The sequence below is a fragment of the Streptomonospora alba genome (genome assembly GCF_000826685.1).
In the GTDB taxonomy this organism is placed as follows: Bacteria; Actinomycetota; Actinomycetes; order Streptosporangiales; family Streptosporangiaceae; genus Streptomonospora; species Streptomonospora alba.
In genome coordinates, this window is sequence record NZ_JROO01000010.1 from 77870 (window position 1) to 98233 (window position 20364).

The window sequence follows — 20364 nt, forward strand, 5'->3', positions numbered from 1 at the left end:
GGGGCGAGGACGGACGGCGGGGGACCCCCGCGGGTGCCGGGCGTGTTCGGCGCGGGGCGGGTCCGGCGTGGCACCGCACGGGAAAGTCATGGGTATTAGACCCGACGAAGCGTGACCGGAACAACTTCGGCCGGTTCCTGCGCCGCCGCCCGTCAGCCGTCGGCCGGCTGGAGCCGGCCCTGGAGCTGACCGTCGTTCTCGTCCTCGACCGGGTTCGCCGTGCGCTCGCCCTGTCGATCCCCATGGTGCAGAGGGCGCCGTCATCGAGCAGCCCTGCGCCGACGCGGTCGTAGTCCGCGGTGAACTCGGGGCGGGTCACCGACCGGGCCCGCGGGTGGCAGCGGTTCCCGTCTCCCAGCGGTCCGGGCACCTGTCCGGTTGTGGACACACTCGGGCTGCGCGGCGGCCGCCGCGCGGATCGCGCACCCGAAGCCGCCGCGTGCCGCGACCGCGGAGCGGACCGCGGCACGACGGGGCCCGATCCGGGGTCAGTGGAGCTCGATGTAGTCCAGTTCGGCGTAGCCGGTGGCGCCTTCGAAGTGCGGTGAGCCCTTGGCCAGGCGGACGACGTTGTATCCGGCGTGCAGGTCGACAGTGGTCGACACGGTGCCGCCGAACTCGCCCCAGCCGCCGGTGGCCGGGTACTCGACGGTGCTCCACGGGCCGCCGTTGTAGGCCAGCCCGTGGGTGGCGGGCGCGCCGGTCCCGTTCGCGTAGCCGATCGTCATCGTGTATTCGCGCGCTTCGGGGACCTCGACGGTGAAGTCGACGTAGCTGTCGGTGCGGAAGTCCCCGCTGTTGTCGATCCGCCCGACGTAGCCGCCGTTGGACATGCTGCCGGACTCCAGGCGCTCGGCCCGGAACACCGACGCGTTCTCGGCCTCGTACCGCTGAGGATGGTCGGTCCCGCCGACGGGCTCCACCACGAGCCGGTAGGCGCTCGTCTCGACCATCCCGGCGATCTCGATCTCGACCTCGCCGCCCTCGACGGCCCGGGTCTCCTCCAGCACGGTGTCGGGCTGGGGCACGTGGGTGAAGCGCCCGGAGGCCGGGGTCGACTCGACGCGAACGCGCACCCGCTGGCCGAGGCCCTCCAGTCCGGTGACGCGGACGGTGTTGTCGCCGGCCTGGTCGCCGAAGACGGCGCTGAACGCGCGGCGCTCCTCGTCGTAGGCGGCGAACCCGTCCAGGCCGGTCCGTCCAGGCGGCTCGGTGTCCACCATCCGCCCGGTCATGTCGCCGTACCACTTGTACAGCCACCAGGTGCCGGTGGGCTTGTCGTTGTCGGTCACCAGCCCGTTGACGGTGCCGTACTCGAACCAGAACGCGCGGTTGGCCGAGTCCACGCCGCCGCGTTCGAGCTTGGCGATGTAGCCGGCGACCGGACCGGGCTGATCCACCTTGTCCCGTGCGTCGTTGGACGAGCCGTACTCGTTGATCGCGATCGGGCGGGGGCTGATCCCCAGCTCCTGCTCCAGGGCGCGGTAGTCGGCGATGTTCTGCTCGACGCGCTCGGGGGTGGCCTGGAGCTCGTGCCAGCACACGACGTCGGGCAGCGTTCCGGTATCGCGGGCGTGGGTCAGGAAGGACCGCATGAAGTCCTCCCGGTAGCTGGAGATGCTCGGGCCGATGATGGGCGTCACCGAGTCCTGCGAGCGGACCCGCTCGAAGGTGCGCACCCATCCCTGGTTGAAGGGCCCCGCTGCCTCGGTGTCCCAGGTCCAGCCGGGCTCGTTCCACAGCTCGTAGCCCTCGACATTGCTGATGGTCGAGGCGTCGAGGCGGTCCTGCACCTGGGTGTCGACCTTGTTCAGCCAGTCGTCCCAGCTCACCCATTGGTAGGGGAAGTCGGGATAGATGTCGGGCATCCGGATGATCACGCCGGCGCCGGCCCGATCCGCCTGGGGAGCCACGAGCAGGGCGTCGCCGCCGGGCGGCTGCCCGTTGGGCTCGTGCAGGCTGCCGGGCGCCGGCTGGGTGACGTTGCGCATCCGGATCGGGTGGAGCATGGAGTCGTCGGGGCGCTCGTTCTCGGCGAGCGCGTAGAGCCCGCCGCTGGCGGCGTGGGTCACCGGCCCGAGTGCCTCGGAGGCGTCGACCACGAGTGTCGCGGCGGAGAGGGCGGGAGTGGCGCTGAGGCCCGCCGCGGCCACGGTGAACACCGTGGTCGTGGCAGCCCAGCGCAGTGCCGTTCGTTTCATGGGGGACCTTTCTGCACGGTCCGGCACAACGGCCGGTTGCGCGGATCGGGTGGGTCGCGGCTCGTCCGGTCCGGGGGAGACGGACGCGTGGAGGAACGAACCGGTTCGACGGTGCTGTCGGCCGCAGACGCTAATTTCGAACGTCGTTCGCCACAAGCCCCGCTCGCAATAAACTTTTGATCTGGGGAAATGTCGCCGATCGGGGTTTACGTCCGCGAAAAGCGAGGCTAAGGTCCGAACCGGTTCGCATCGAAGCAAGGGAGTAGGTCATGGCCACAATCGGGGACGTCGCCCGCGCCGCAGGCGTCGCGCGTTCGACCGCCTCCTACGCCCTCAGCGGCAGGCGCGCCGTCTCCGACGAGGTGCGCGAGCGGGTCCGGCAGGCGGCGCGCGAGCTGGGCTACGCGCCGAACGCGGGCGCCCGCGCACTGGCCACCTCCCAAACGAGGGTGATCGGCCTGCTCGCGCAGTTCCTGCCCGACGAGTTCGCGCCGGCCATGCTGCAGTACATCCAGGGCGTGGCGAACACGGCTCGCGACGCCGGATACGACATCCTGCTCAGCTCCGACCCGGACGGGCCCACGGCGCTCAAGCGCATCACCGACTCGCGCATGGTCGACGGCGTCGTCCTGCTCAACGTCGCCGAGCACGACGACCGCCTGCCCGTGCTGCGGGCGGCGCCGCAGCACGGCGCGCTGGTGGGCCTGCCGGGCGACTGCACCGGCGTGGACGTGTTCGACCTCGACTTCGAGGAGTCCGGCCGCAGCATGGTCGCGCACCTGCACACACGCGGACACCGCGAACTGCTCCTCGTCTCGCAACCCGAGCATGTGATCGAGCGCGGCGGCGCCTACGTCTGGCGCCTGCAAAACGCCGCGCTCGAGACCGCCGCCGCCCGCGGCATCACCGTGCACGCGGTCTACGGCTCCTCGGCCCAGCCCGAGATCGGCCGCGAGCTGCACGCCCTCCTCGACGCCTATCCCCACGTCACCGGGCTGCTACTCAACAACGAGGCCGCAGCCGCGGCCCTGCCCACCGTCCTGCACGAACGAAACCTGTCGGCACCCGAGGACCTGTCCGTCATCGGGCGCTACTCCGACGAGTTCGCCCGGACGTTCTCCCTGCCGTTCTCCTCGATCGAGAGCGCCCCCGACCGGCTCGGGCGCATGGCCGTGCGCCAGCTCGTACGCCGGATCGAGAAGGAGGTCTCCGCCGACGCCCCCTACGTGGTGCGGTTCGTGTCGCCGGACCTGGTGGACCGGGGCAGCACCGCCGCCCCGCCGCCGGCGGCCTGACTGCGCCTCCCGCGCGGCGACGCCGCGACCGGGACTGTCCAGGAAGGAACCCCCCATGCACAACCCCCCACGCACGTCCGCGGCCCGCTCCGTGCCGGCCGGCCTGGCCGCCGCAACACTCGTCCTGGCCACCGCGTGCTCCTCGTCCGGCGACGGCGGCGGCACCAGCCAAGACGCCGACACCTACACCTGGTGGGACCCCTATCCGCAGCACAGCGAGGGCTCCGCCTGGGCTGAGCGCGTCGACGACTGCGGCGAGCGGGCCGGCGTGGAGATCGAGCGGACCGCCTCCGACACCACCGACCTGACCAACCGGGCGCTGCTGGCCGCGCAGGAGGGCACCAGCCCCGACGTCATCCTGCTCGACAACCCCGCGGTGCCCACGCTGGCGGACACCGGCATGCTCGCCACCGTCGGCGAACTCGGTCTCGAAGTGGGAGCCGTGGACGAGAACCTCCTGGCCGCCGGCGTCGTGGACGAGAAGACCTACGGCATCCCGATCGGCGCCAACACCCTGGCGATCTACTACAACGCCGAGATCCTCGACGGCGCCGGCGTCGATCCGGAATCGATCGGCGACTGGGAATCGCTGACGGGCGCGCTCGCCCGAGTCGTCGACAACGGCGACAAGGGCATCACCTTCGCGGCCACCGGCACCGAGGAGGGCTCCTTCCAGTTCCTGCCGTGGTTCTGGGGCGCCGGAGCCGACCTGCACGACCTCGACTCGCCCGAAGCGGTCAAGGCGCTTGAGCTGTGGGACGGCTGGCTGGCGGAGGGATACGCGCCCGAATCGGTGATCAACAATTCTCAGAACACCACATGGGAGGAGTTCTCGACCGGCGAGTTCGGCTTCGCCGTCAACGGCACCTGGCAGGTCAACAGCGCCGCCGAGGCCGACTTCGACACCGGAGTCATCCAGATTCCGGCCCAGGGCGGGGGCACGGCGCCCGCACCGACCGGCGGCGAGTTCATCGTCGCCCCCCTGCAGGCCGAGACCGACCGCTACGACGTCACCCGCCAGATCGTGGAGTGCATGACCACCCCCGAGGGCTTCGTCGAGACCGCGACGACCTTCGCCTACTACATCCCGCCGACGGCCGAGGGCCAGGAGGCGCTGCTGGAGAAGCAGCCCGAACTGGAACCGTGGGTCCAAGCGGTGCGCGACGCCAAGGGCCGCACCAGCGACAACCTCGGCACCGATTACCCCGAGATCTCCGAGCCGATGTGGACCGCGGTGCAGAACGCGTTGTCGGGATCGGCCACACCCGCCGAGGCACTGAAGCAGGCACAGGCCGACGCCGAAGCCGCGACCGGCCGATGACGAGGAGTGTCCCGCACATGGCCACGACCTCCGTCGAGACGACGAGAGGTGTGTCCGGCGGCGGTGCGGCGGGCCGGGTGCCCGCCGCACCGGCTCGGCGCGGACGCCGCCGGCTCCCGGGCACCCCGCAGCAGTGGAGCGCGATCGGCTTCGCGGTGCCCCTGCTGGTCTATCTGCTGGCGTTCTACGCCTACCCGCTGTGGCGCAACGTCGAGCTGAGCCTGCACGACTACACCGTTCGGGCCTTCGTGCAGGGCGATCCGGAATTCGTCGGGTTCGCGAACTACGCCGAGGTGTTCACCTCCGGCACCTTCGGCGCCGCACTGATCAACACCGCCGTGTTCACACTCGTCTCGATCGGTTTCCAGTACACGATCGGTCTGGTGCTGGCGGTGTTCTTCCAGGCGAACTTCCGGTTGTCGAGCGTGCTGCGCGCGCTGTTCCTCGTGCCCTGGCTGCTGCCGCTGATCGTCTCGTCCTCGACGTGGGCGTGGATGCTCAACAGCGAGTACGGGATCGTGAACTCGGTCATCACGGCGTTCGGCGGGCAGCAGATCAACTGGCTGACCTCACCGGAAACCGCCCTGATCTCGGTGATCATCGCCAACGTCTGGCTGGGCATCCCCTTCAACCTGGTGATCCTGTACTCGGGCCTGCAGCAGATCCCCGCCGACCTCTACGAGGCGGCATCCCTGGACGGCGCCACGACCTGGCAGCGTTTCCGGCACATCACCGTCCCGCTGCTGCGCCCGGTCACCGCCATCACCCTCCTGCTCGGCTCCATCTACACCCTCAAGGTGGTCGACGTCGTGTGGATCATGACCACCGGCGGGCCCGGCGACGCCTCGCTCATTCTCGCTGTGTGGTCGTATCGGGAGGCCTTCGGTACAGGCCGGCCGGAGTTCTCTCCGGCCGCCGCGATCGGCAACCTGCTCATCGTCATCGCGCTCGTGTTCGGATTCGTCCATCTGCGGATGCAGCGTTCCCGGGAGAGATCATGACCGCCCGCCCCTGGTGGAAGACGGCGCTCGGCGCGGTGCTCACCGCGTTCATGCTGTTCCCCGTCTACTGGATGGTGAACGTGTCGCTGACGCAGACTCAGGACCTGCGTCGCGGCGATCCGCACTGGTTCCCGAGCGCCCCGACCTTCGACGGCTACACCGCAGCCTTGTCGCAGCAGCTTCCGGCGCTGGGCACGAGCCTGATCATCGGATTCGGGTGTGTGGCCCTCACCGTCGCGATCGCCGCTCCGGCCGGCTACGCGCTCGCGATCCTCCACCTGCGCGGCGGACGCACGCTGAGCTTCCTACTGCTGGTCGCCCAGATGATCCCGGCGGTGGTCATGGCGATGGGCTTCTACGCGGTCTATGTGCACCTGGGCCTGCTCAACACGGTCTGGGGACTGATCGTGGCCGATTCGACGATCGCGGTCCCGTTCGGCGTGCTGCTGTACTCCACGTTCATGGCGGGCATCCCGCGCGAGCTCGTCCAGGCCGCACGCATCGACGGTGCCGGTGTCTGGCGCATCTTCTCCGCGATCGTCCTGCCGGTGAGCAGGAACTCCACCGTCACAGTGTCGCTGTTCGCCTTCCTGTGGGCGTGGTCGGACTTCATCTTCGCCTCCACACTCAACCGCTCGGGCGAACTCGTCCCCATCACCCTCGGCATCTACCAGTACATCGGCAACAACACCACCCAGTGGAACGCGATCATGGCCACCGCCGTGGTGGCGTCCCTTCCTGCGGCGATCCTGCTGGTCGTCGCGCAACGCTATGTGGCCGCCGGAGTGACCGCCGGCGCCGTGAAGGACTGACACGTGGAAAACGACACCCGCACCCGCGCCGTTTCGGTCGCCCCTTCCACCGGTCCGCGCCGGGGACTCGGACTGGAGGAGTTCCACCTGGGCGGCGGTTTCTGGGAACGGATGCAGCGGTCGAATGCGCGCAACACCCTGCGCCACTGCCTCGACTGGATGGACCGGCTGGGCTGGACGGCGAACTTCGACCGGGTATCGCAGGGCGCGACCGAGGCCCCCCGGCCGGGATGGCCGTTCTCCGACTCGGAGATCTACAAGCTGATGGAGGCCCTGGCCTGGGAATACGGCCGCTCGGGCGAGGCCTGGGCGAACGCGGTGCTGGAATCGCTCGTCGACCGGATCGCCGCGGCACAGGACGGCGACGGCTACCTCAACACCTGCTTCGGCCACGCCGGCCAGCACCCCCGCTACACCGACCTCGAATCCGGGCACGAACTGTACTGCACGGGTCACCTGCTGCAGGCAGCCGTCGCCCGTGCGCGGACCGTCGGTCACGACAAGCTCGTCGAGGTGGCCCGCCGGGCCGCCGATCACGTGTGCCGCGAGTTCGGCCCCACCGGCCGAGCGGGCCTGTGCGGCCACCCGCAGATCGAGCTCGGCCTGGCCGAACTGGGGCGCGTGCTGGAGGAACCGCGCTACACCGAGCAGGCGCGCGTGTTCATCGAGCGTCGCGGGCACGGCACGTTGAGACCCATCGCGCTGCTGGACGCCTCCTACTTCCAAGACGACGTGCCCATACGCGAGGCCGCGGTGTGGCGCGGCCACGCGGTGCGGGCGCTGTACCTGGCGGCCGGAACCGCCGACGTGGCCGCGGACACGGGCGACGTAGGGCTGCTCGACGCCGTCCAGCGGCAATGGGCGCGCACTGTGGAGCGGCGCACGTACCTGACCGGCGGCATGGGGTCGCGGCACCAGGACGAGGGGTTCGGCGAGGACTGGGAGTTGCCGCCCGACCGCGCCTACTGCGAGACGTGCGCGGGAATCGCCTCCGTCATGGTCTCGTGGCGGCTCTATCTCGCCACCGGCGAGGTGCGCTACGCCGACCTGATGGAGCGCACGCTCTACAACGTGGTCGCCGCCTCGCCGGATGCCGACGGCCGCGCCTTCTTCTACGCCAACCCGTTGCACCAGCGCACCGCCGCGGCCGACATACGGCCGGACCGGGTGAACCCGCGCGCCGAGGGAGGCGTGCGTGCGCCCTGGTTCGACGTCTCGTGCTGCCCGACGAACCTGGCACGCACTCTCGCCGCCTGGCAGGGCTACGTCGCCTCGGTCGAGGGCGACACCGTGACGCTGCTGCAGTACGCGGCCGGCGAGCTGCGCCTGGCCCTGGACGGCGGCGGTGCCCTGGTCCTGCGCATCACGACCGAGTACCCGCACGACGGGGCCGTGCGCATCGAGGTCGTCGAGGCGCCCGACCGGGAGGTGCACCTGCGGCTGCGGGTGCCGCACTGGGCGCACGGCGCCACGCTGGCCGACCGCGGGGGCGAGCGCGGCGTCGCACCCGGCTGGGCGCAGGCGCGCGGCACGTTCGCCCCCGGTTCGGTCCTCGACCTCAGGCTCCCGGTGGAGCCCCGGTTGAGCTGGCCCGACCCCCGCATCGACGCGGTACGGGGCTGCGTCGCCGTCGAGCGCGGGCCGCTCGTACTGTGCGCGGAATCCATCGACCTGCCGGAATCCTGGTCGCTGGAGGATGTCCGACTCGACACGGCACGTCCTCCGCGGGCCGACGGCGACGGTGCGGTGGCGCGGATGACCTCGGTGCGGCCGCCGCCTCCCGGACCGGACGGCTCCGGGTACCCCCCGTACCGGTCGTCGGCCACACCGCCGCGCGAGGCCGGTGCGCCCGCGCGGCGCGAGGTGCCCCTGGTCCCGTACTACCGGTGGGCACGTCGGGGAAGCTCGGCGATGCGCGTATTCCTCCCCACGGCACAGCACGGCTCGGGAGGCGACGACTGACCGACGGGGCCGCACAGAGGCGTCGCGCCGGCCCGGTCAGACGGGGCCGAGTCCGATCTCGGCGCAGGCGTGGCGGAAGGTTTCGAGGCCGAACGCGTCGACGGGGCCGACGACTCCCGGTGTGGCGCCGGGGCGGGTGGCGAGGCGCTGGGCCGCCCAGGCGATGAGTTCGCCGGTGAGGCTGTAGGGGTCGGGACCCTCGACATGGACTTCGGCGAGCGGGGCGCTGCCCGGGGCGCCGGTCGAGGCGACGGCGACGACATGGCTGCGGGTACGCGCGCGTGCGGTCGCGTCGGGGCCGCCGGGCGGGCCGGTGGCGAGCGGGCGGGTCAGGGCGTCGGTCAGCCGGGGGCCTCCGGGCAGCCGCGTTATGGCGTTGGTGGCGGCTGACAGCAGGGAGATCGGGCGGCTGAGGGCGGGGAACCAGCCGTTGTAGACGGTGATGTCGCCGAGTGCGGGAACGGTTTCGGGCAGGAACAGCACTTCGGTGCCGGAGACCGAGAAGGCGGCCCTGCGGCGCCCGCCGACGGTGAATCGGCGGACATGGGAGGCCGTGCGTTCCTCGACCAGCCGGTGCCGATGCCGCCGCTCCGATGGAAGAGCCAGGCCGTCGCGCATGGTGGCGCGCGTGCCTTGGCTGACCCCGCCCCGGCGCCGGCCGGTGGCGAAGTAGCCGATGTCGAGCGCTCGGACGGCGTCGCCTGCGTGGAGGGCGGCGAGGGTTCCGGCGAGGATGCCGGGGACGTAGTCGTAACCGAAGGCGGGGAGCATCACCGAGCCGGTTTCGCGGGCACGTCGGTGGCATCGCTCGTGCACGGTGCGGACGAAGCCGACTTCACCGGTGGAGTCGATGTAGTGGGCGCCGATGTCGGCGGCGGCCCGGGCGACGGCGTGCCCGTAGCGACCGAAGGGCCCGACGGTGGTGATGAGGACGTCGCCGTGCCGCAATCGCTCGCGCAGGCCGTCCGGGTCGGTGGCATCGACGACCACGTGGTCGAGTCCGCCCGCCCGTTCGGCGAGGGCGGTCAGCTTGGCGGCGTTGCGTCCGGCAAGGGTCGGTCGCACCCCGCGGCGCAGCAGAGCGTCGAGGACGAGGCCGCCGGTGTAGCCGGTGGCGCCGAGCACGAGGATGCGGCCGGTCATAGGTTCTGTTCTCCTTCGTGGAGGTTCACGCGGACGTGGCTGCATGGAACGGCGAGCCGTTCGGCGGGGACCGGTTGGCGCGGCCCGCCATCGGGCCACGGCGCCCCCGGTGGGGCGGTGCGGAACCGCTCTGGAGCAAGGTCGGGGATGCTGGGGCGTGCAGCTACCTGCGGGAATGGCGGAAGAGGGTGTCCAGGTGGGCGTCCAACACGGTCAGGGCGGTCTCAGCGGAGTAGTGCTCGCCGAGGGCGTGCATACCGAGCCCGTCGGCGAGGGCGAGGAGCGCGGTCGCCGCGTGGGCCGGGTCGGTCTCCGCGGGCGCCTCGCCGGCCGCCTGCGCGGTCCGGACCTGGTCGGCAATGTAGGCACGCATCTGCGCGGTGTTCTCGCGCAGTGCCGCGGCGACGCTCGGCTTCACCGCCGTATAGGCGAGGAAGGCGATGGCCACGCGGCCCTCGACGCGTCGCGGCTCGTCGAGCGGGAGGAGCTGGAGCAGCAGCGCCCGGACCCGTGCCTTGGGCGTCGATGGAGGACCGGACTCGGCGGCCTCGGCGTCGAGCCGGGCCTGGACCTTCTCGCTGACCACCTCTAGGGCGAAGGCCATCATCTCCTCCTTGGTGCGGAAGTAGTGCTGCACCATGCCGGATGTCACCCCGGCCTCCGCTGCGACGTGTCGGAGGCTGACCGCTTCGAGCCCGCGGTCGGCCGCGACCCGCATCAGCGCGTCTGCGATCAGAGTGCGCCGTGCGTGGGGATCGACTCTCTTCGGCATCCGGCCATTTTTTCACATTGCATCTGCATTGACACCAGGGTCGGCCGCGTTTACATTTCAACTGCAATGTGAAAGGTGCGGTATCCGCAACGCGACCACCAGGAAGGCGACCGCCATGACGATCACGACACGGAGGCTCCCGTTCGAGCAGCCGCACCCCATGCAACCGCCTCCCGGCTACGCCGAACTGCGTGAGACCGAGCCCGTCGCCCCGGTGACCACCTCTGACGGGCGGCCGGCCTGGCTGGTCACCTCCTATGACGCCGTTGCGGACGTACTGTCCGATTCGCGGTTCGGGGTGACCCGGCCCGCCGATGCGTCGGCGGACAACGGCACGCTGCTGCAGGACGGCGAGGCCCACGCTCGACTGCGCCGCCTGATCGGGAAGGCGTTCACCCCCCGCCGCGTCGAAGCGCTGCGTCCGCGGGTCGAGCGGATGGCTGCCGACCGCGTAGCGGACCTCGCCTCCAGCGGCCCACCCGCCGACCTCGTCACAGGACTCGCCGCCCCGCTGTCGATCACGGTGATCAGCGAGCTGCTGGGTGTGGCGATCGAGGAGCGCGAACGCTTCCGCGAACTGGCCGACGCCGCGAGCGCCGCGGATTTCCTCTCCCCGGACGAGGCCCCGGAGACGGTGGAGAGGGTTTGGGGCGAGTTCGGCGGCCATGTCGCCGAACTGGTCGCCGCCAAACGCCGCGATCTCGGCGACGACCTGATCAGCGACCTGATCACTGTGCATGACACCGACGACGGGCGGCTCGACGACTACGAGCTCGTCACCCTGGCCCTCACGATCCTCGCCTCGGGCTACCTGACCGCGTGCAACGCCGTCTCCGTCGGCGCGATCCTGCTCATCACCGAAGGGCGCCTGCCCGCCCTCGCCGCCGACCCCGACCGTACGGAGGCCGCGGTGGAGGAGATCGTGCGCCTGGAGATCGGCCTGATCGGCGACGTCTTTCCACGCTGGGCGCATGAGGACGTCGAGCTGGCCGGCGTCCCGATCAGCGCGGGCGACCTGGTCCTCGTCCGCCTTGGAGCGGCCAACCGCGATCCGAAGCACTTCGCCGAGCCCGACCGGTTCCTGCCCGGCAGATCCGCCGGTCCGCATCTGGCGTTCGGCCGCGGCCCCCACCACTGCCTCGGTGCCGCGCTGGCGCGCTTGGAGGTCGGGGCCGTCCTCCGGGAGCTCGCCCAGCACCTGCCTGACCTGCGACTCCAGGGTTCGGTCCACGATATCGCCTGGGCACGCGGCCACGCTGACGTCGGCCCCACGGCCGTCCACGTGACCTGGTGAGGGAAGCGCGAGGGCGAGCGCGGAGAGCGTGCGCCGACCCGTTCAGCGCGGCCGACGCGACCGCTTCGGGCATGGGGGCGACCGGGCCGCGATCGTGCGGGATCCGCGAATTCCGGCGGTGCAGGCACGGCTCCGCGCTTCCCGGCGATGCGGCCGCATCGCGAACCGATCGCCGGGAGGCCGGCGAGTCCAGGGCACCACGCCGGAGGCGCGGGACTCACCGATCGGCGGGCGCGGTGGTCTCGGGCAGGCGGCCGACGCCGCACAGGAACACGCGCTGGTCCTCGCGTACGCCTACGGGCCCCTCGGGGCGCCATTCGGGGAGGTGGCAGACGCCGAACTCGTCGATCTCCAGGCCGTCGAAGAAGGAGGTGATCTCGGCGCGGCTGCGGAACCGGCCGCTGCCCAGGCTCGTGAGCACGATCTCCTCACTGGATCGGGCCTTGGCCCGCACCCGATCCCCGACGGGGCCGGTCAGGTCGCTGCCGTCGTAGAAGTGGCTCAGAGCCAGCATCGACCCCGGGGCCAGGCGCTGCAGGTAGGAGCGCACCAGCGCGTTCGGGTCGTCGGCGTCGTCGAGGTGGTGCACGATGCTGATCATCAGCAGTCCGACCGGCTGGGACAGGTCCAGCAGGCGGCGGGTCTCGGGGGCGGCGAAAACCCCCTCGACGTCGCGCAGGTCGGCCACGACCACGTGGGTGGAGTCGTTGTCCTCCAGCAGTGCGTGGCCGTGGACGAGTACGACGGGGTCGTTGTCCACGTAGACGACGCGGGCGCCGGGGGTGATGCGCTGGGCGGCCTGGTGGGTGTTGTCCATGGTGGGCAGCCCCGCCCCCAGGTCCAGGAACTGGGTGATGCCGCAGCGGGCCATGTGGCTCACCGCGCGGATGAGGAAGTCGCGGTTGTCGCGGGCGACCGCCCGGGCTTGGGGGACGGAGGCCATGATCGTGTCGGCGATGTCGCGGTCGACGGCGTAGTTGTCCTTGCCGCCGAGCACCGCGTCATAGACCCGTGCCACCGTGGGTGTCTGCGGGGGATGCGGCGGGGGGACGGGGACGTCGCTGGTCATGCTCGGGTCCTTAGGGTCGTCGGTGTCTGGACCGCGGGTCCGGTGTCTACAAGGGCCGGGCGGAGGGCCGCGCGATCGCCGGTCGAGTAGGCAGCCCGCCGGTGCGCATCAGGACGGCGATTGCAGCGGAGGATATCCCGCCCGCCGGCCGCGTGCCCAGAGCGCGACAGCAGAGGTCCGGGTCGGTGCGGCCGCAGGCACCCATCCGGTTGATCTTGTTCCTACCGTCACGGGAAATCGCTATCCCTCACGGTAGGTACAAGATCAACGATTCTTGGGGCAGGCGTCGTCGAGTGGGGCACGGAATTCCAGCTCCCGACTGAGCATGCGGTACATCGAGGCGTTGGACGGAACGGAGTGCGAAGCGGTCATCCGCTCCGGTGGAGCGGTCCTGAACCGCATCCCGACCCGCTGCCGCTGCCGCCGTGGGTGCGGATCGAGTAGGGGTCGCCGCTCAAGTTCTCCAGCGCAAAGCCGCGGTGGCGGTCCAGCGCGAGATCGAGAGCATGTCGTCGGTGGGAACCGTGGCCGACCAGGTCTCGCCCATAGTGGGTGGGAAAGCCGAGGAGCGGCAGTGAGAACCGCGGTCATCGGCGGGGACCGGCGGGCCCCTCCTCACCGCTCTTCTGCTCAAGCAGTGCGGTGTGGCAAACCCCGTCGTGTGGGAACGGGACCGAGAGGCTGCGGGCTTCGGCATGATCTTCCCCACCGAAGCGCTCGACCTCGCGCTGAGCCGCTTCGCGGCCGAGCTCTTGACGCGCGGGGGGACGCATCGGCCGTGACGACGGCACGTGACCTCCCGTGCTACCGACCTTGCTGAACCCGGAAGGAATTGCTGTGACCAGCACGAGACCACCGCTAGTCATCCACGGAGCTAGTACGAACAACCTGACCGGTATCACCGTGAGTATTCCATCGCCGACGCTCACCGTGGTGACCGGAGTATCCGGTTCGGGAAAGTCTTCGCTGGTCTTCGAGACGATCGCCAAGGAATCCCAGCGGCAGCTCAACGAGGTTTTCCCGCTGTTCATTCGGAACCGGCTGCCGAAGTTCGAGCGCCCCGATTTCGAGTACATCGAAAACCTCGCGCCGGCCATCGTTGTCGACCAGCGCAGTCTGGGCCGCAACGCGCGCTCCACAGTCGGAACCCTCACCGAGATCCAGCCGATGCTGCGCGTGTTGTTCTCCCGGCACGGGAGTCCGAGCGCGGGAGAGTCGACCGCGTACTCGTTCAACGCACCGGAGGGCATGTGCCCGGAGTGCGAAGGGCTGGGCGAGGTGCTGAGCCTGGACCTCGACCGGTTGCTGGACCGGTCGAAGTCGCTCAACGAGGGTGCGATCCAGCATCCCGGCTTCGCTGTCGGTACGAACTACTGGAAGCGCTACGCGACGGTCCATTTCCATGTCGAGCAGCCCAGCACCAGCCTCGGCGAGCCGCTCTTCGACGCCGACCTGCCTCTTGAGGACTACCCCGAGGACAAGCTGGAGCTCCTGCTGTACGGCGGCGGTTTCCAGACCGACCGGCTCGACGACCTCGGCAATGTCGCGGTGAACGATTACGAGGGAGTGGTGGATCGGTTCACGCGGCGGTTCATCAAGCCCGGCCTCGACTCGCTGAAACCCCAGGACCGCAAGCACGTCGAGCGGGTGGCCGACATGAAAGCATGCGACGCCTGCGGCGGAACGCGGTTCGCCAAGGCGGTTCTCGACTCGCGCATCGACGGATACAACATCGCGGACATGTCGGCGATGCAGGTGACCGAGCTGCTGGACACACTCGCCGGGATGGAGGCCACCATCGGCGACGCCTCGGTCCTGGCGCCCCCGATCGCGGCGTTGCGTCGCATGGACACGGTCGGCCTCGGCTACCTCTCGCTCGACCGGTCCTCGCTCACCCTCAGCGGTGGCGAAGGACAGCGGCTGAAGACCGTACGACACCTCGGGTCGAGCCTGACCGGCATGATCTACGTGTTCGACGAGCCGAGTGTCGGCCTGCATCCGCGTGACGTCGAGCGGCTGATCGCGCTGCTGCACCAGCTGCGGGACAAGGGCAACATCGTCCTCGTCGTCGAGCACAACCGCACAGTGATCGAGGCCGCCGACCACGTGATCGACATCGGTCCCGGCGCGGGCGCCCACGGCGGATCGGTCACGTTCGAGGGCACGCCGACCGCGCTCGCCAACAGCGACACCGCCACCGGCAAGGGACTGCGCGAACCGCTCCCGGAGCCCCATGCGCGCAGCTTCGACGACCACCTTCCGGTCCGCTCGGCCAGCCTGCACAACCTGCGCGACATCGACGTCGACTTCCCCCTCGGCGTACTCACGGTCGTCACCGGGGTCGCCGGGTCGGGAAAGAGTTCGCTCACCACTCGGGTGCTGCCCCAGCAGCAGCCCGGCGTGGTCGTCATCGACCAGAGCGCAGTCGGCATCAACCCCCGGTCGACTCCTGCCACCTACGCCAAGATCTGGGACCACATCCGCCAGGAGTTCGCGCGGGCGCACCAGGTCAAGCCCGGACTGTTCAGCTTCAACGCTGAAGGCGCCTGCCCGACCTGCAAAGGGCGCGGGACCATCACCAGCGACATGGCCTATCTCGATCCTGTGACGGTCACATGCGAGACGTGTGCGGGAGGCCGCTATCACCCCGACGTGCTGAAGTACCGGTTGTACTGCCGCACGATCACCGAGCTGCTCGAGACGACCATCGAGGAGGCCGTCGATCAGTTCGACGGAACGGTCGCAGCCCGGCTGAACGCCTTCATGGACGTCGGGTTGGGGTACCTCACCCTCGGTCGGTCATTGTCCGAACTCTCCGGCGGCGAGCGACAGCGTGTCAAGCTCGCGAGCCGTCTCACCGACCACGGGCAGATCTTCGTTTTCGACGAGCCGACCTCCGGGCTGCACATGGCCGACGTACGGAATCTGGTCGCCCTGTTCAACCGGATCATCGAGGCCGGCAACACGGTGATCGTGATCGAGCACGACCTCGACGTGGTGCAGCTCGCCGATTGGGTGATCGATCTCGGCCCAGGGGCGGGCCACGACGGTGGGAGCGTCGTCTTCACCGGCCGGCCGGAGGAGTTGGCCACCGAGCAGGACAGCCTGACCGGGCGCTACCTCGCCAAGGAGCGTACCTGAGACGAAGGAGCTGACTTGACGTCGACGACCATGGTCGGATCACCGAACACCGTCTCCACGGAGACGATCGCCGAAGTTGCGCTCGCGCACACGGGCATGATCGCCGCGTTGCGCTCCGCGCGGCTGCGGTGATCGGCACCGTTGAGCGCTTTCGCGCTTGAGCGCGTAGCGCAATGCGGCGGACTCCCACTCGATCCGGTGCAGCCGGGAACCATGGGCCGGCAGGAGTCCCGGTCCCCCGTGGTCGCCGGCGGCCAGGCCGGCGCGTGGAGAGTGGGGTGGGCGAGGTGCGCGATGAGCGCGGCCTTTGCGACGGCCTGCTCACCGTCGCCTCCGAACGCGGCCGCGGCACCGCTTTCACCCTCGTGCTGCCCGCGGACTGACCGCGCCGGTGCGGGGAGTGGCGGTGGCCGGGCGCAGCGTGGTCTCGGTGCGGCCCTGGCAGTCCCGCCCCTCCTGGAACTCCTCGAAGCTGATCAGCCAGGGGAGCGTCTCCGGCTCGTCCTCGGCGAGGCTGACCGCGCCCGGGCCGCTGAATCCCCAGGTGCCCCGCGGGCACGGGGCCGGAGGGGATCCGGCAAGCCGCTGAGCACCGGCAGGCAGCGCAGTCCGCACGGCGCCGAGCACTGCCGGTCGAGGTCCGCGCCGGAGGAGACCGGGAACGCAGAACGAGGCCCCCGACCCGGGTGAGGCGTCCTCAACCCGCAGCGGATCGGGGGACTCGGCCCACGATATGGTCGCGGTGTTCACCGATCCGGCCGTGAGGCGGGGATGGGACCACCCGGAGGAGAGCGGGCCGGTCGGGCTGACCGGGCTTCGGCACGCGTGCGGCACCGACTCCTTCGCCTACCTGCGGACGCGGCCCGGTGCCGGCCCGGGGTGTCCGAGCGGTCCGGCTGCGGTGACGGCGTCGAAGGAGGTCGGTCATGTCGGTTCTGGCCACCCCGTGGGTCGCGGCGGCCGCGGCGCGGACGATGCAGGTTCTGGCGGCGGCCGCCTTCGGCGCGGCCGCCCGGCGCAGGGGGCCGGTCTCGCCCGAGTTCGGGGGGACCACGCAGGAGATCACGGTCCCGACGTCGATCGCTCCGGCACGCGCGATCGTCTACCGCCCCAGCGGCCGGGACCCGGCTCCTCCGGTGCACGTCAACTTCCACGGCGGCGGCTACGTGATGCGCGGGATCGGCCTGGACGACCCGCTGTGCCGGTACGTGGCCGCCGAGGCCGGCGTGGTTGTCGTCAACGTCGACTACGCCGTAGCGCCGCAGCACCGGTTCCCCGACCCCGCCCGCCAGGCCTTCGAGGCGGTCCGGTGGGTCGCCGACCACGGCGTCCGGCAGGGCTGGGACGGCGCCCGGCTGACGGTGGGCGGCCAGAGCGCGGGCGGCGGACTCGCGGCGGCGGTGGCGCGCCAGGCGCTGGAGCAGGGCGGGCCGCGGATCGCCCTGCAGGTCCTGCACTATGCGCCGCTGGATCTGGTGACGCCGACACGGGAGAAGCCCGCGGCGATCGATCGGCCGATGCTGCGGCCGTGGATGGGCGAGGTCTTCGACAGCGCCTACGTCCCCGACCGGGCCGCGCGCTGCGACCGCCTGGTCTCGCCCGCCCATCAGGGCGATACCGCCGACCTCACCGGCATCGCCCCGGCCTTGGTCCTGACGTGCGAGTACGACCGGCTCCGCGCCGAGGGCGAGCGGTACGCCCGGCGGCTCGGCGAAGTCGGGGCGCTGGTGGAGAACCACGAGGTGGCCGCGGCCGACCACGCCTACGACATGAGCGACGCGGCCAAGGCCCGCCGGATCTACGCGTTGATCGCCCGCCGGGTCGATCGGGCCGTCCGGCCGCCGGAGCCGGAGTCCTGACCGGGGCGTGCCTTCTCGCGGGCTGCCCGCGACGGGCTGCAACCGGGCATCTGGTCGGCGGCAGGGACGAGGGCAGCAGTAGCCTCTCCGGCTATGACTGAGCAGACGAGCGGGAGCGTGCAGCGGCGTGCGGCGCGGGCCATCCTGATCGATGATCAAGGATGTCTGCTGCTGCTCAAGCGGACGAAGCCCGACGAGCCTCCGTATTGGACGAGCCCGGGCGGCGGTGTCGAGGAGTCAGACGAATCGGTCGAGGCAGCCTTGCATCGCGAACTCGCCGAGGAGTTGGGCGCGACAGCGGTCGTTTCCTCCCAGGTGTTCCTGTTCAGCTACGCCGGCGAAGACGGGGACGTGGTGCACCACTTCTTCGCTGCCCGGTTGTCGGCCTTGGACGCATCCACCCGCACCGGGGCGGAATTCAGCGATCCGGCACGCGGCGGCTACGAACTCGACCGGGTCGCGCTGCGTGGCGATGCGCTAGCCGGGGTCGACCTCAAGCCGGCTCCGCTGAAAGAGTTCGTGCTGGCCAACCGGGCGGCGCTGCTCACCGAAGCGGCTTCCGCCGTCTGACCGGCGAGCTGCGTGAGGAACTCGGCCTCGACACCGGCTACACGGACCCCGGCACGCACCCCGCTGCAGGAGGCCGCCGGTCGGCTGAAGCCGGTGGAGGAGGCGGAGTCGGGCGGGGCGGTCTTCACCGGGGCCCGGGGCGGGCGGCTGCGCCGCGGCAACTTCCGCGCCCGGTTCCGGCGCCCGGCCTGGGACGAAGCTCTCAGCCGGCGGGGAGTGCTGCGCTCACCTCCGATAGCGGGTCTGCGCGGTGCTCGGGGACGCGCAGCCGATGCACGTTCGGGCCGTGGGGCGTGCGCTGAGGCGCGCCGCGGCGATCGGACCTCCGCAGCCCTCGCACGTCCAGTACACGCCGTCGCGTAGCCGCTGGGCGGCTCGGTCGAGATCGGTGAGTTCGCCGCGCACGTGTTCACGCATGGCCTGGAGCCGTTCGCGTTCGTAGGCGATAGTGGGGCCCTCGGGATCGTGCTCGTCGTCGTTCGCCGTCAATGCGGCCGCCTCGACGACGCCGTCCCACTGGCGCATCAGGGAGTCAGCCAGTCCCGCCGCTTCGGCTCTGGCCTGCCGAATCCGCTCCTCTGCCGCGCGGTGGTCCGTTCCGGGATGCTCAGGGGGATCCGCTGCTTCGTCCATAGTGCAGGCCACAACGCCATCCGCGCGGTGGCTATTTCGCGAGCGGTGAGTCGCCGACTTCCTGCTGCGCGGGCGCGGCGCTCTTCGCGGTCCGGATTTGCGAAGTCGGTACCGGTCGATCAACAGGGCTTCGAGGCGGACGAAGTTGCGCTACCGACGGTGGAGCGTGCGCTGAAGCGTCCCGACCAGCGTTGGCAGGCCCCGGTGGCCCCAAGGTCCATTTGCTGATTGCCGGTGCGGGGCAGTCCCACCTTCACGCCCGCCCCGAGCCGGGGCGGCGAGCAGGCGGGTCCTCCCATGCACAGCGCCGGACAGGACAGGGACGTAAGCCCCTCCGGGTGCCCCGTTCGGGCGAAGGTCCCGCCTTCCTCCAGGTCGGCAAGGTTGAACAGCGCCCGCGGGAGGACTCCAGCCAGTCCACCCGCGCTCAGGACGACTCCGATAACCGTGATTCGGGTTATGCCTCTCTCTTCGCCAGCCGGGGACCGATGACGCCGAGGGCGATCATTCCGATTCCGAGCCCGAGGTGCAGCCAGTTGTCGGCGCTGTTGAGCGGAACGAAATTGGCGGCGCTCTCGCTACCTACGAACAGTCCGTACAGCCAGAGCACGAGGTATACCGCTCCGCCGCCGACGAGGAAGGCCACCGCCGCCCGACTTGCGCGCGCCATGGCGAGGCCGGCTATCCCGAAGAGCAGGTGGACGATGTTGTGCAGGACCGACACCTGGAAAACGCCGAGCAAGTAGGCCTCGGACTCGTGGCCCATCAGCCCCAGCTGTCCGTAGTCGGTGGTGACTCCGGGAATGAACCCCAGAACACCGACGATGAGGAACACCAGCCCGACGACAGCGGAGAACATACGGACCGGATGCCGTGTGAACCCTGCGGACATCCGGTTGGAGCGTGCGGACGTCATGGTTATCCCCTCGCTTCTCGACTGTGGGGCCGCACAGGACTGGCAGCCGTGGGGACCCGCTTCCCTCGGATACGTTCGGTAATCGCGCCGGCGTACGAATCCGTCCGGGCCGGCGAGCCCACAGCGACTCGGCCACCGTGCGTCCGATCGCACGGCCGCCCCACATGCGACGGCTTCCCAACGGAAGCGAGGCGTCAACGGCAATGGCGACGCCGAACAGCGCTCCACGTTCGCGGGTAAGCGCCTCGGAAGGGTGGCCCGTTGAGGGCCGAGCGCCTGGACTCGGACACTTGCCATGTCCCGTTGTTCAAGCCGCTTTTGGTTTCTACTCGGGTTGCATTGACGCCTGGTGGGGCAGCTTGCCCTGGTGAAACA

The 20364-nt window shown here is 70.5% G+C and carries 18 protein-coding genes; 11 read left to right on the forward strand and 7 right to left on the reverse strand.

The window, feature by feature from the left end; genetic code table 11:
• Positions 1–488 precede the first annotated feature (488 nt).
• Positions 489–2201, reverse strand: coding sequence for a carbohydrate-binding protein (locus tag LP52_RS06535; protein WP_084722963.1), 1713 nt, complete (start codon positions 2199–2201; stop codon positions 489–491).
• 269 nt (positions 2202–2470) lie between these two features.
• On the opposite strand from LP52_RS06535, the gene LP52_RS06540 reads away from it, so the two are divergent.
• Genes LP52_RS06540 through LP52_RS06560 form a run of 5 tightly spaced genes read left to right on the forward strand, consistent with a single transcriptional unit; the run spans position 2471 to position 8592 of the window.
• Entirely contained in the window at positions 2471–3496 is a 1026-nt protein-coding gene (locus LP52_RS06540) for a LacI family DNA-binding transcriptional regulator (protein WP_040271633.1), read from the forward strand.
• Positions 3497–3551: 55 nt separating this feature from the next.
• Entirely contained in the window at positions 3552–4817 is a 1266-nt protein-coding gene (locus LP52_RS06545) for a sugar ABC transporter substrate-binding protein (protein WP_040271636.1), read from the forward strand.
• A 17-nt stretch (positions 4818–4834) separates the two neighbouring features.
• Positions 4835–5818 (forward strand): carbohydrate ABC transporter permease, encoded by a 984-nt coding sequence (locus LP52_RS06550; protein WP_052809522.1) that lies wholly within the window; start codon positions 4835–4837, stop codon positions 5816–5818.
• Positions 5815–6630: a carbohydrate ABC transporter permease gene (locus LP52_RS06555; RefSeq protein WP_040271638.1), complete on the forward strand. Its 816-nt coding sequence runs from the start codon at positions 5815–5817 to the stop codon at positions 6628–6630. The genes LP52_RS06550 and LP52_RS06555 overlap by 4 nt, the downstream gene beginning before the upstream one ends.
• Positions 6631–6633: 3 nt before the next feature.
• The gene (locus LP52_RS06560; RefSeq protein WP_040271640.1) at positions 6634–8592 is read left to right on the forward strand and encodes a glycoside hydrolase family 127 protein; all 1959 of its coding nucleotides are present in this window, start codon (positions 6634–6636) and stop codon (positions 8590–8592) included.
• A 36-nt stretch (positions 8593–8628) separates the two neighbouring features.
• On the opposite strand, the gene LP52_RS06565 is transcribed toward LP52_RS06560, so the two are convergent.
• Both LP52_RS06565 and LP52_RS06570 read right to left on the reverse strand, forming a co-directional pair.
• Positions 8629–9735: a saccharopine dehydrogenase family protein gene (locus LP52_RS06565; RefSeq protein ID WP_040271642.1), complete on the reverse strand. Its 1107-nt coding sequence runs from the start codon at positions 9733–9735 to the stop codon at positions 8629–8631.
• 163 nt (positions 9736–9898) lie between these two features.
• Positions 9899–10507 carry a TetR/AcrR family transcriptional regulator gene (locus tag LP52_RS06570; RefSeq protein ID WP_040271643.1) on the reverse strand — a complete coding sequence of 203 codons (609 nt, stop codon included), beginning with the start codon at positions 10505–10507 and terminating at the stop codon, positions 9899–9901.
• A 115-nt stretch (positions 10508–10622) separates the two neighbouring features.
• On the opposite strand from LP52_RS06570, the gene LP52_RS06575 reads away from it, so the two are divergent.
• On the forward strand, positions 10623–11801 hold the full coding sequence (locus tag LP52_RS06575) for a cytochrome P450 (RefSeq protein WP_040271645.1): 1179 nt from the start codon (positions 10623–10625) through the stop codon (positions 11799–11801).
• Between the two features lie 217 nt (positions 11802–12018).
• Here LP52_RS06575 and LP52_RS06580 read toward each other — a convergent pair whose 3' ends face one another.
• Positions 12019–12870 carry an SAM-dependent methyltransferase gene (locus LP52_RS06580; protein WP_052809523.1) on the reverse strand — a complete coding sequence of 284 codons (852 nt, stop codon included), beginning with the start codon at positions 12868–12870 and terminating at the stop codon, positions 12019–12021.
• A gap of 425 nt (positions 12871–13295) precedes the next feature.
• On the opposite strand from LP52_RS06580, the gene LP52_RS27120 reads away from it, so the two are divergent.
• The 3 genes from LP52_RS27120 to LP52_RS06585 all read left to right on the forward strand — a co-directional run bounded on the left by LP52_RS27120 (position 13296) and on the right by LP52_RS06585 (position 16011).
• Positions 13296–13448, forward strand: coding sequence for a hypothetical protein (locus LP52_RS27120; protein ID WP_157036233.1), 153 nt, complete (start codon positions 13296–13298; stop codon positions 13446–13448).
• 66 nt (positions 13449–13514) lie between these two features.
• A complete protein-coding gene (locus tag LP52_RS27125) occupies positions 13515–13652 on the forward strand; it encodes a hypothetical protein (RefSeq protein WP_157036234.1) in 138 nt (45 codons plus the stop codon).
• Positions 13653–13773: 121 nt separating this feature from the next.
• Complete coding sequence (locus LP52_RS06585; RefSeq protein WP_338011618.1) at positions 13774–16011, forward strand: excinuclease ABC subunit UvrA; 2238 nt, start codon at positions 13774–13776, stop codon at positions 16009–16011.
• Positions 16012–16368: 357 nt separating this feature from the next.
• On the opposite strand, the gene LP52_RS06590 is transcribed toward LP52_RS06585, so the two are convergent.
• The gene (locus tag LP52_RS06590) at positions 16369–16626 is read right to left on the reverse strand and encodes a hypothetical protein (RefSeq protein ID WP_157036235.1); all 258 of its coding nucleotides are present in this window, start codon (positions 16624–16626) and stop codon (positions 16369–16371) included.
• A gap of 311 nt (positions 16627–16937) precedes the next feature.
• On the opposite strand from LP52_RS06590, the gene LP52_RS06595 reads away from it, so the two are divergent.
• A complete protein-coding gene (locus LP52_RS06595) occupies positions 16938–17870 on the forward strand; it encodes an alpha/beta hydrolase fold domain-containing protein (protein ID WP_040271648.1) in 933 nt (310 codons plus the stop codon).
• 93 nt (positions 17871–17963) lie between these two features.
• A complete protein-coding gene (locus tag LP52_RS06600; protein ID WP_040271649.1) occupies positions 17964–18440 on the forward strand; it encodes an NUDIX hydrolase in 477 nt (158 codons plus the stop codon).
• A 225-nt stretch (positions 18441–18665) separates the two neighbouring features.
• On the opposite strand, the gene LP52_RS06605 is transcribed toward LP52_RS06600, so the two are convergent.
• Both LP52_RS06605 and LP52_RS06610 read right to left on the reverse strand, forming a co-directional pair.
• Positions 18666–19073, reverse strand: a complete 408-nt coding sequence (locus LP52_RS06605; protein ID WP_052809524.1) for a TraR/DksA family transcriptional regulator — start codon at positions 19071–19073, stop codon at positions 18666–18668.
• A gap of 457 nt (positions 19074–19530) precedes the next feature.
• Positions 19531–19989, reverse strand: a complete 459-nt coding sequence (locus LP52_RS06610; protein ID WP_084722965.1) for a DUF4383 domain-containing protein — start codon at positions 19987–19989, stop codon at positions 19531–19533.
• Positions 19990–20364: the final 375 nt, after the last annotated feature.

Coding starts and splice junctions, on each gene's coding strand:
- LP52_RS06575 (WP_040271645.1), top strand. CDS start 10,623: ATGACGATCACGACACGGAGGCTCCCGTTCGAGCAGCCGCACCCCATG.
- LP52_RS06545 (WP_040271636.1), top strand. CDS start 3,552: ATGCACAACCCCCCACGCACGTCCGCGGCCCGCTCCGTGCCGGCCGGC.
- LP52_RS06555 (WP_040271638.1), top strand. CDS start 5,815: ATGACCGCCCGCCCCTGGTGGAAGACGGCGCTCGGCGCGGTGCTCACC.
- LP52_RS06570 (WP_040271643.1), bottom strand. CDS start 10,507: ATGCCGAAGAGAGTCGATCCCCACGCACGGCGCACTCTGATCGCAGAC.
- LP52_RS06580 (WP_052809523.1), bottom strand. CDS start 12,870: ATGACCAGCGACGTCCCCGTCCCCCCGCCGCATCCCCCGCAGACACCC.
- LP52_RS06535 (WP_084722963.1), bottom strand. CDS start 2,201: ATGAAACGAACGGCACTGCGCTGGGCTGCCACGACCACGGTGTTCACC.
- LP52_RS06540 (WP_040271633.1), top strand. CDS start 2,471: ATGGCCACAATCGGGGACGTCGCCCGCGCCGCAGGCGTCGCGCGTTCG.
- LP52_RS06610 (WP_084722965.1), bottom strand. CDS start 19,989: ATGACGTCCGCACGCTCCAACCGGATGTCCGCAGGGTTCACACGGCAT.
- LP52_RS06595 (WP_040271648.1), top strand. CDS start 16,938: ATGTCGGTTCTGGCCACCCCGTGGGTCGCGGCGGCCGCGGCGCGGACG.
- LP52_RS06550 (WP_052809522.1), top strand. CDS start 4,835: ATGGCCACGACCTCCGTCGAGACGACGAGAGGTGTGTCCGGCGGCGGT.
- LP52_RS06565 (WP_040271642.1), bottom strand. CDS start 9,735: ATGACCGGCCGCATCCTCGTGCTCGGCGCCACCGGCTACACCGGCGGC.
- LP52_RS06600 (WP_040271649.1), top strand. CDS start 17,964: ATGACTGAGCAGACGAGCGGGAGCGTGCAGCGGCGTGCGGCGCGGGCC.
- LP52_RS06605 (WP_052809524.1), bottom strand. CDS start 19,073: ATGGACGAAGCAGCGGATCCCCCTGAGCATCCCGGAACGGACCACCGC.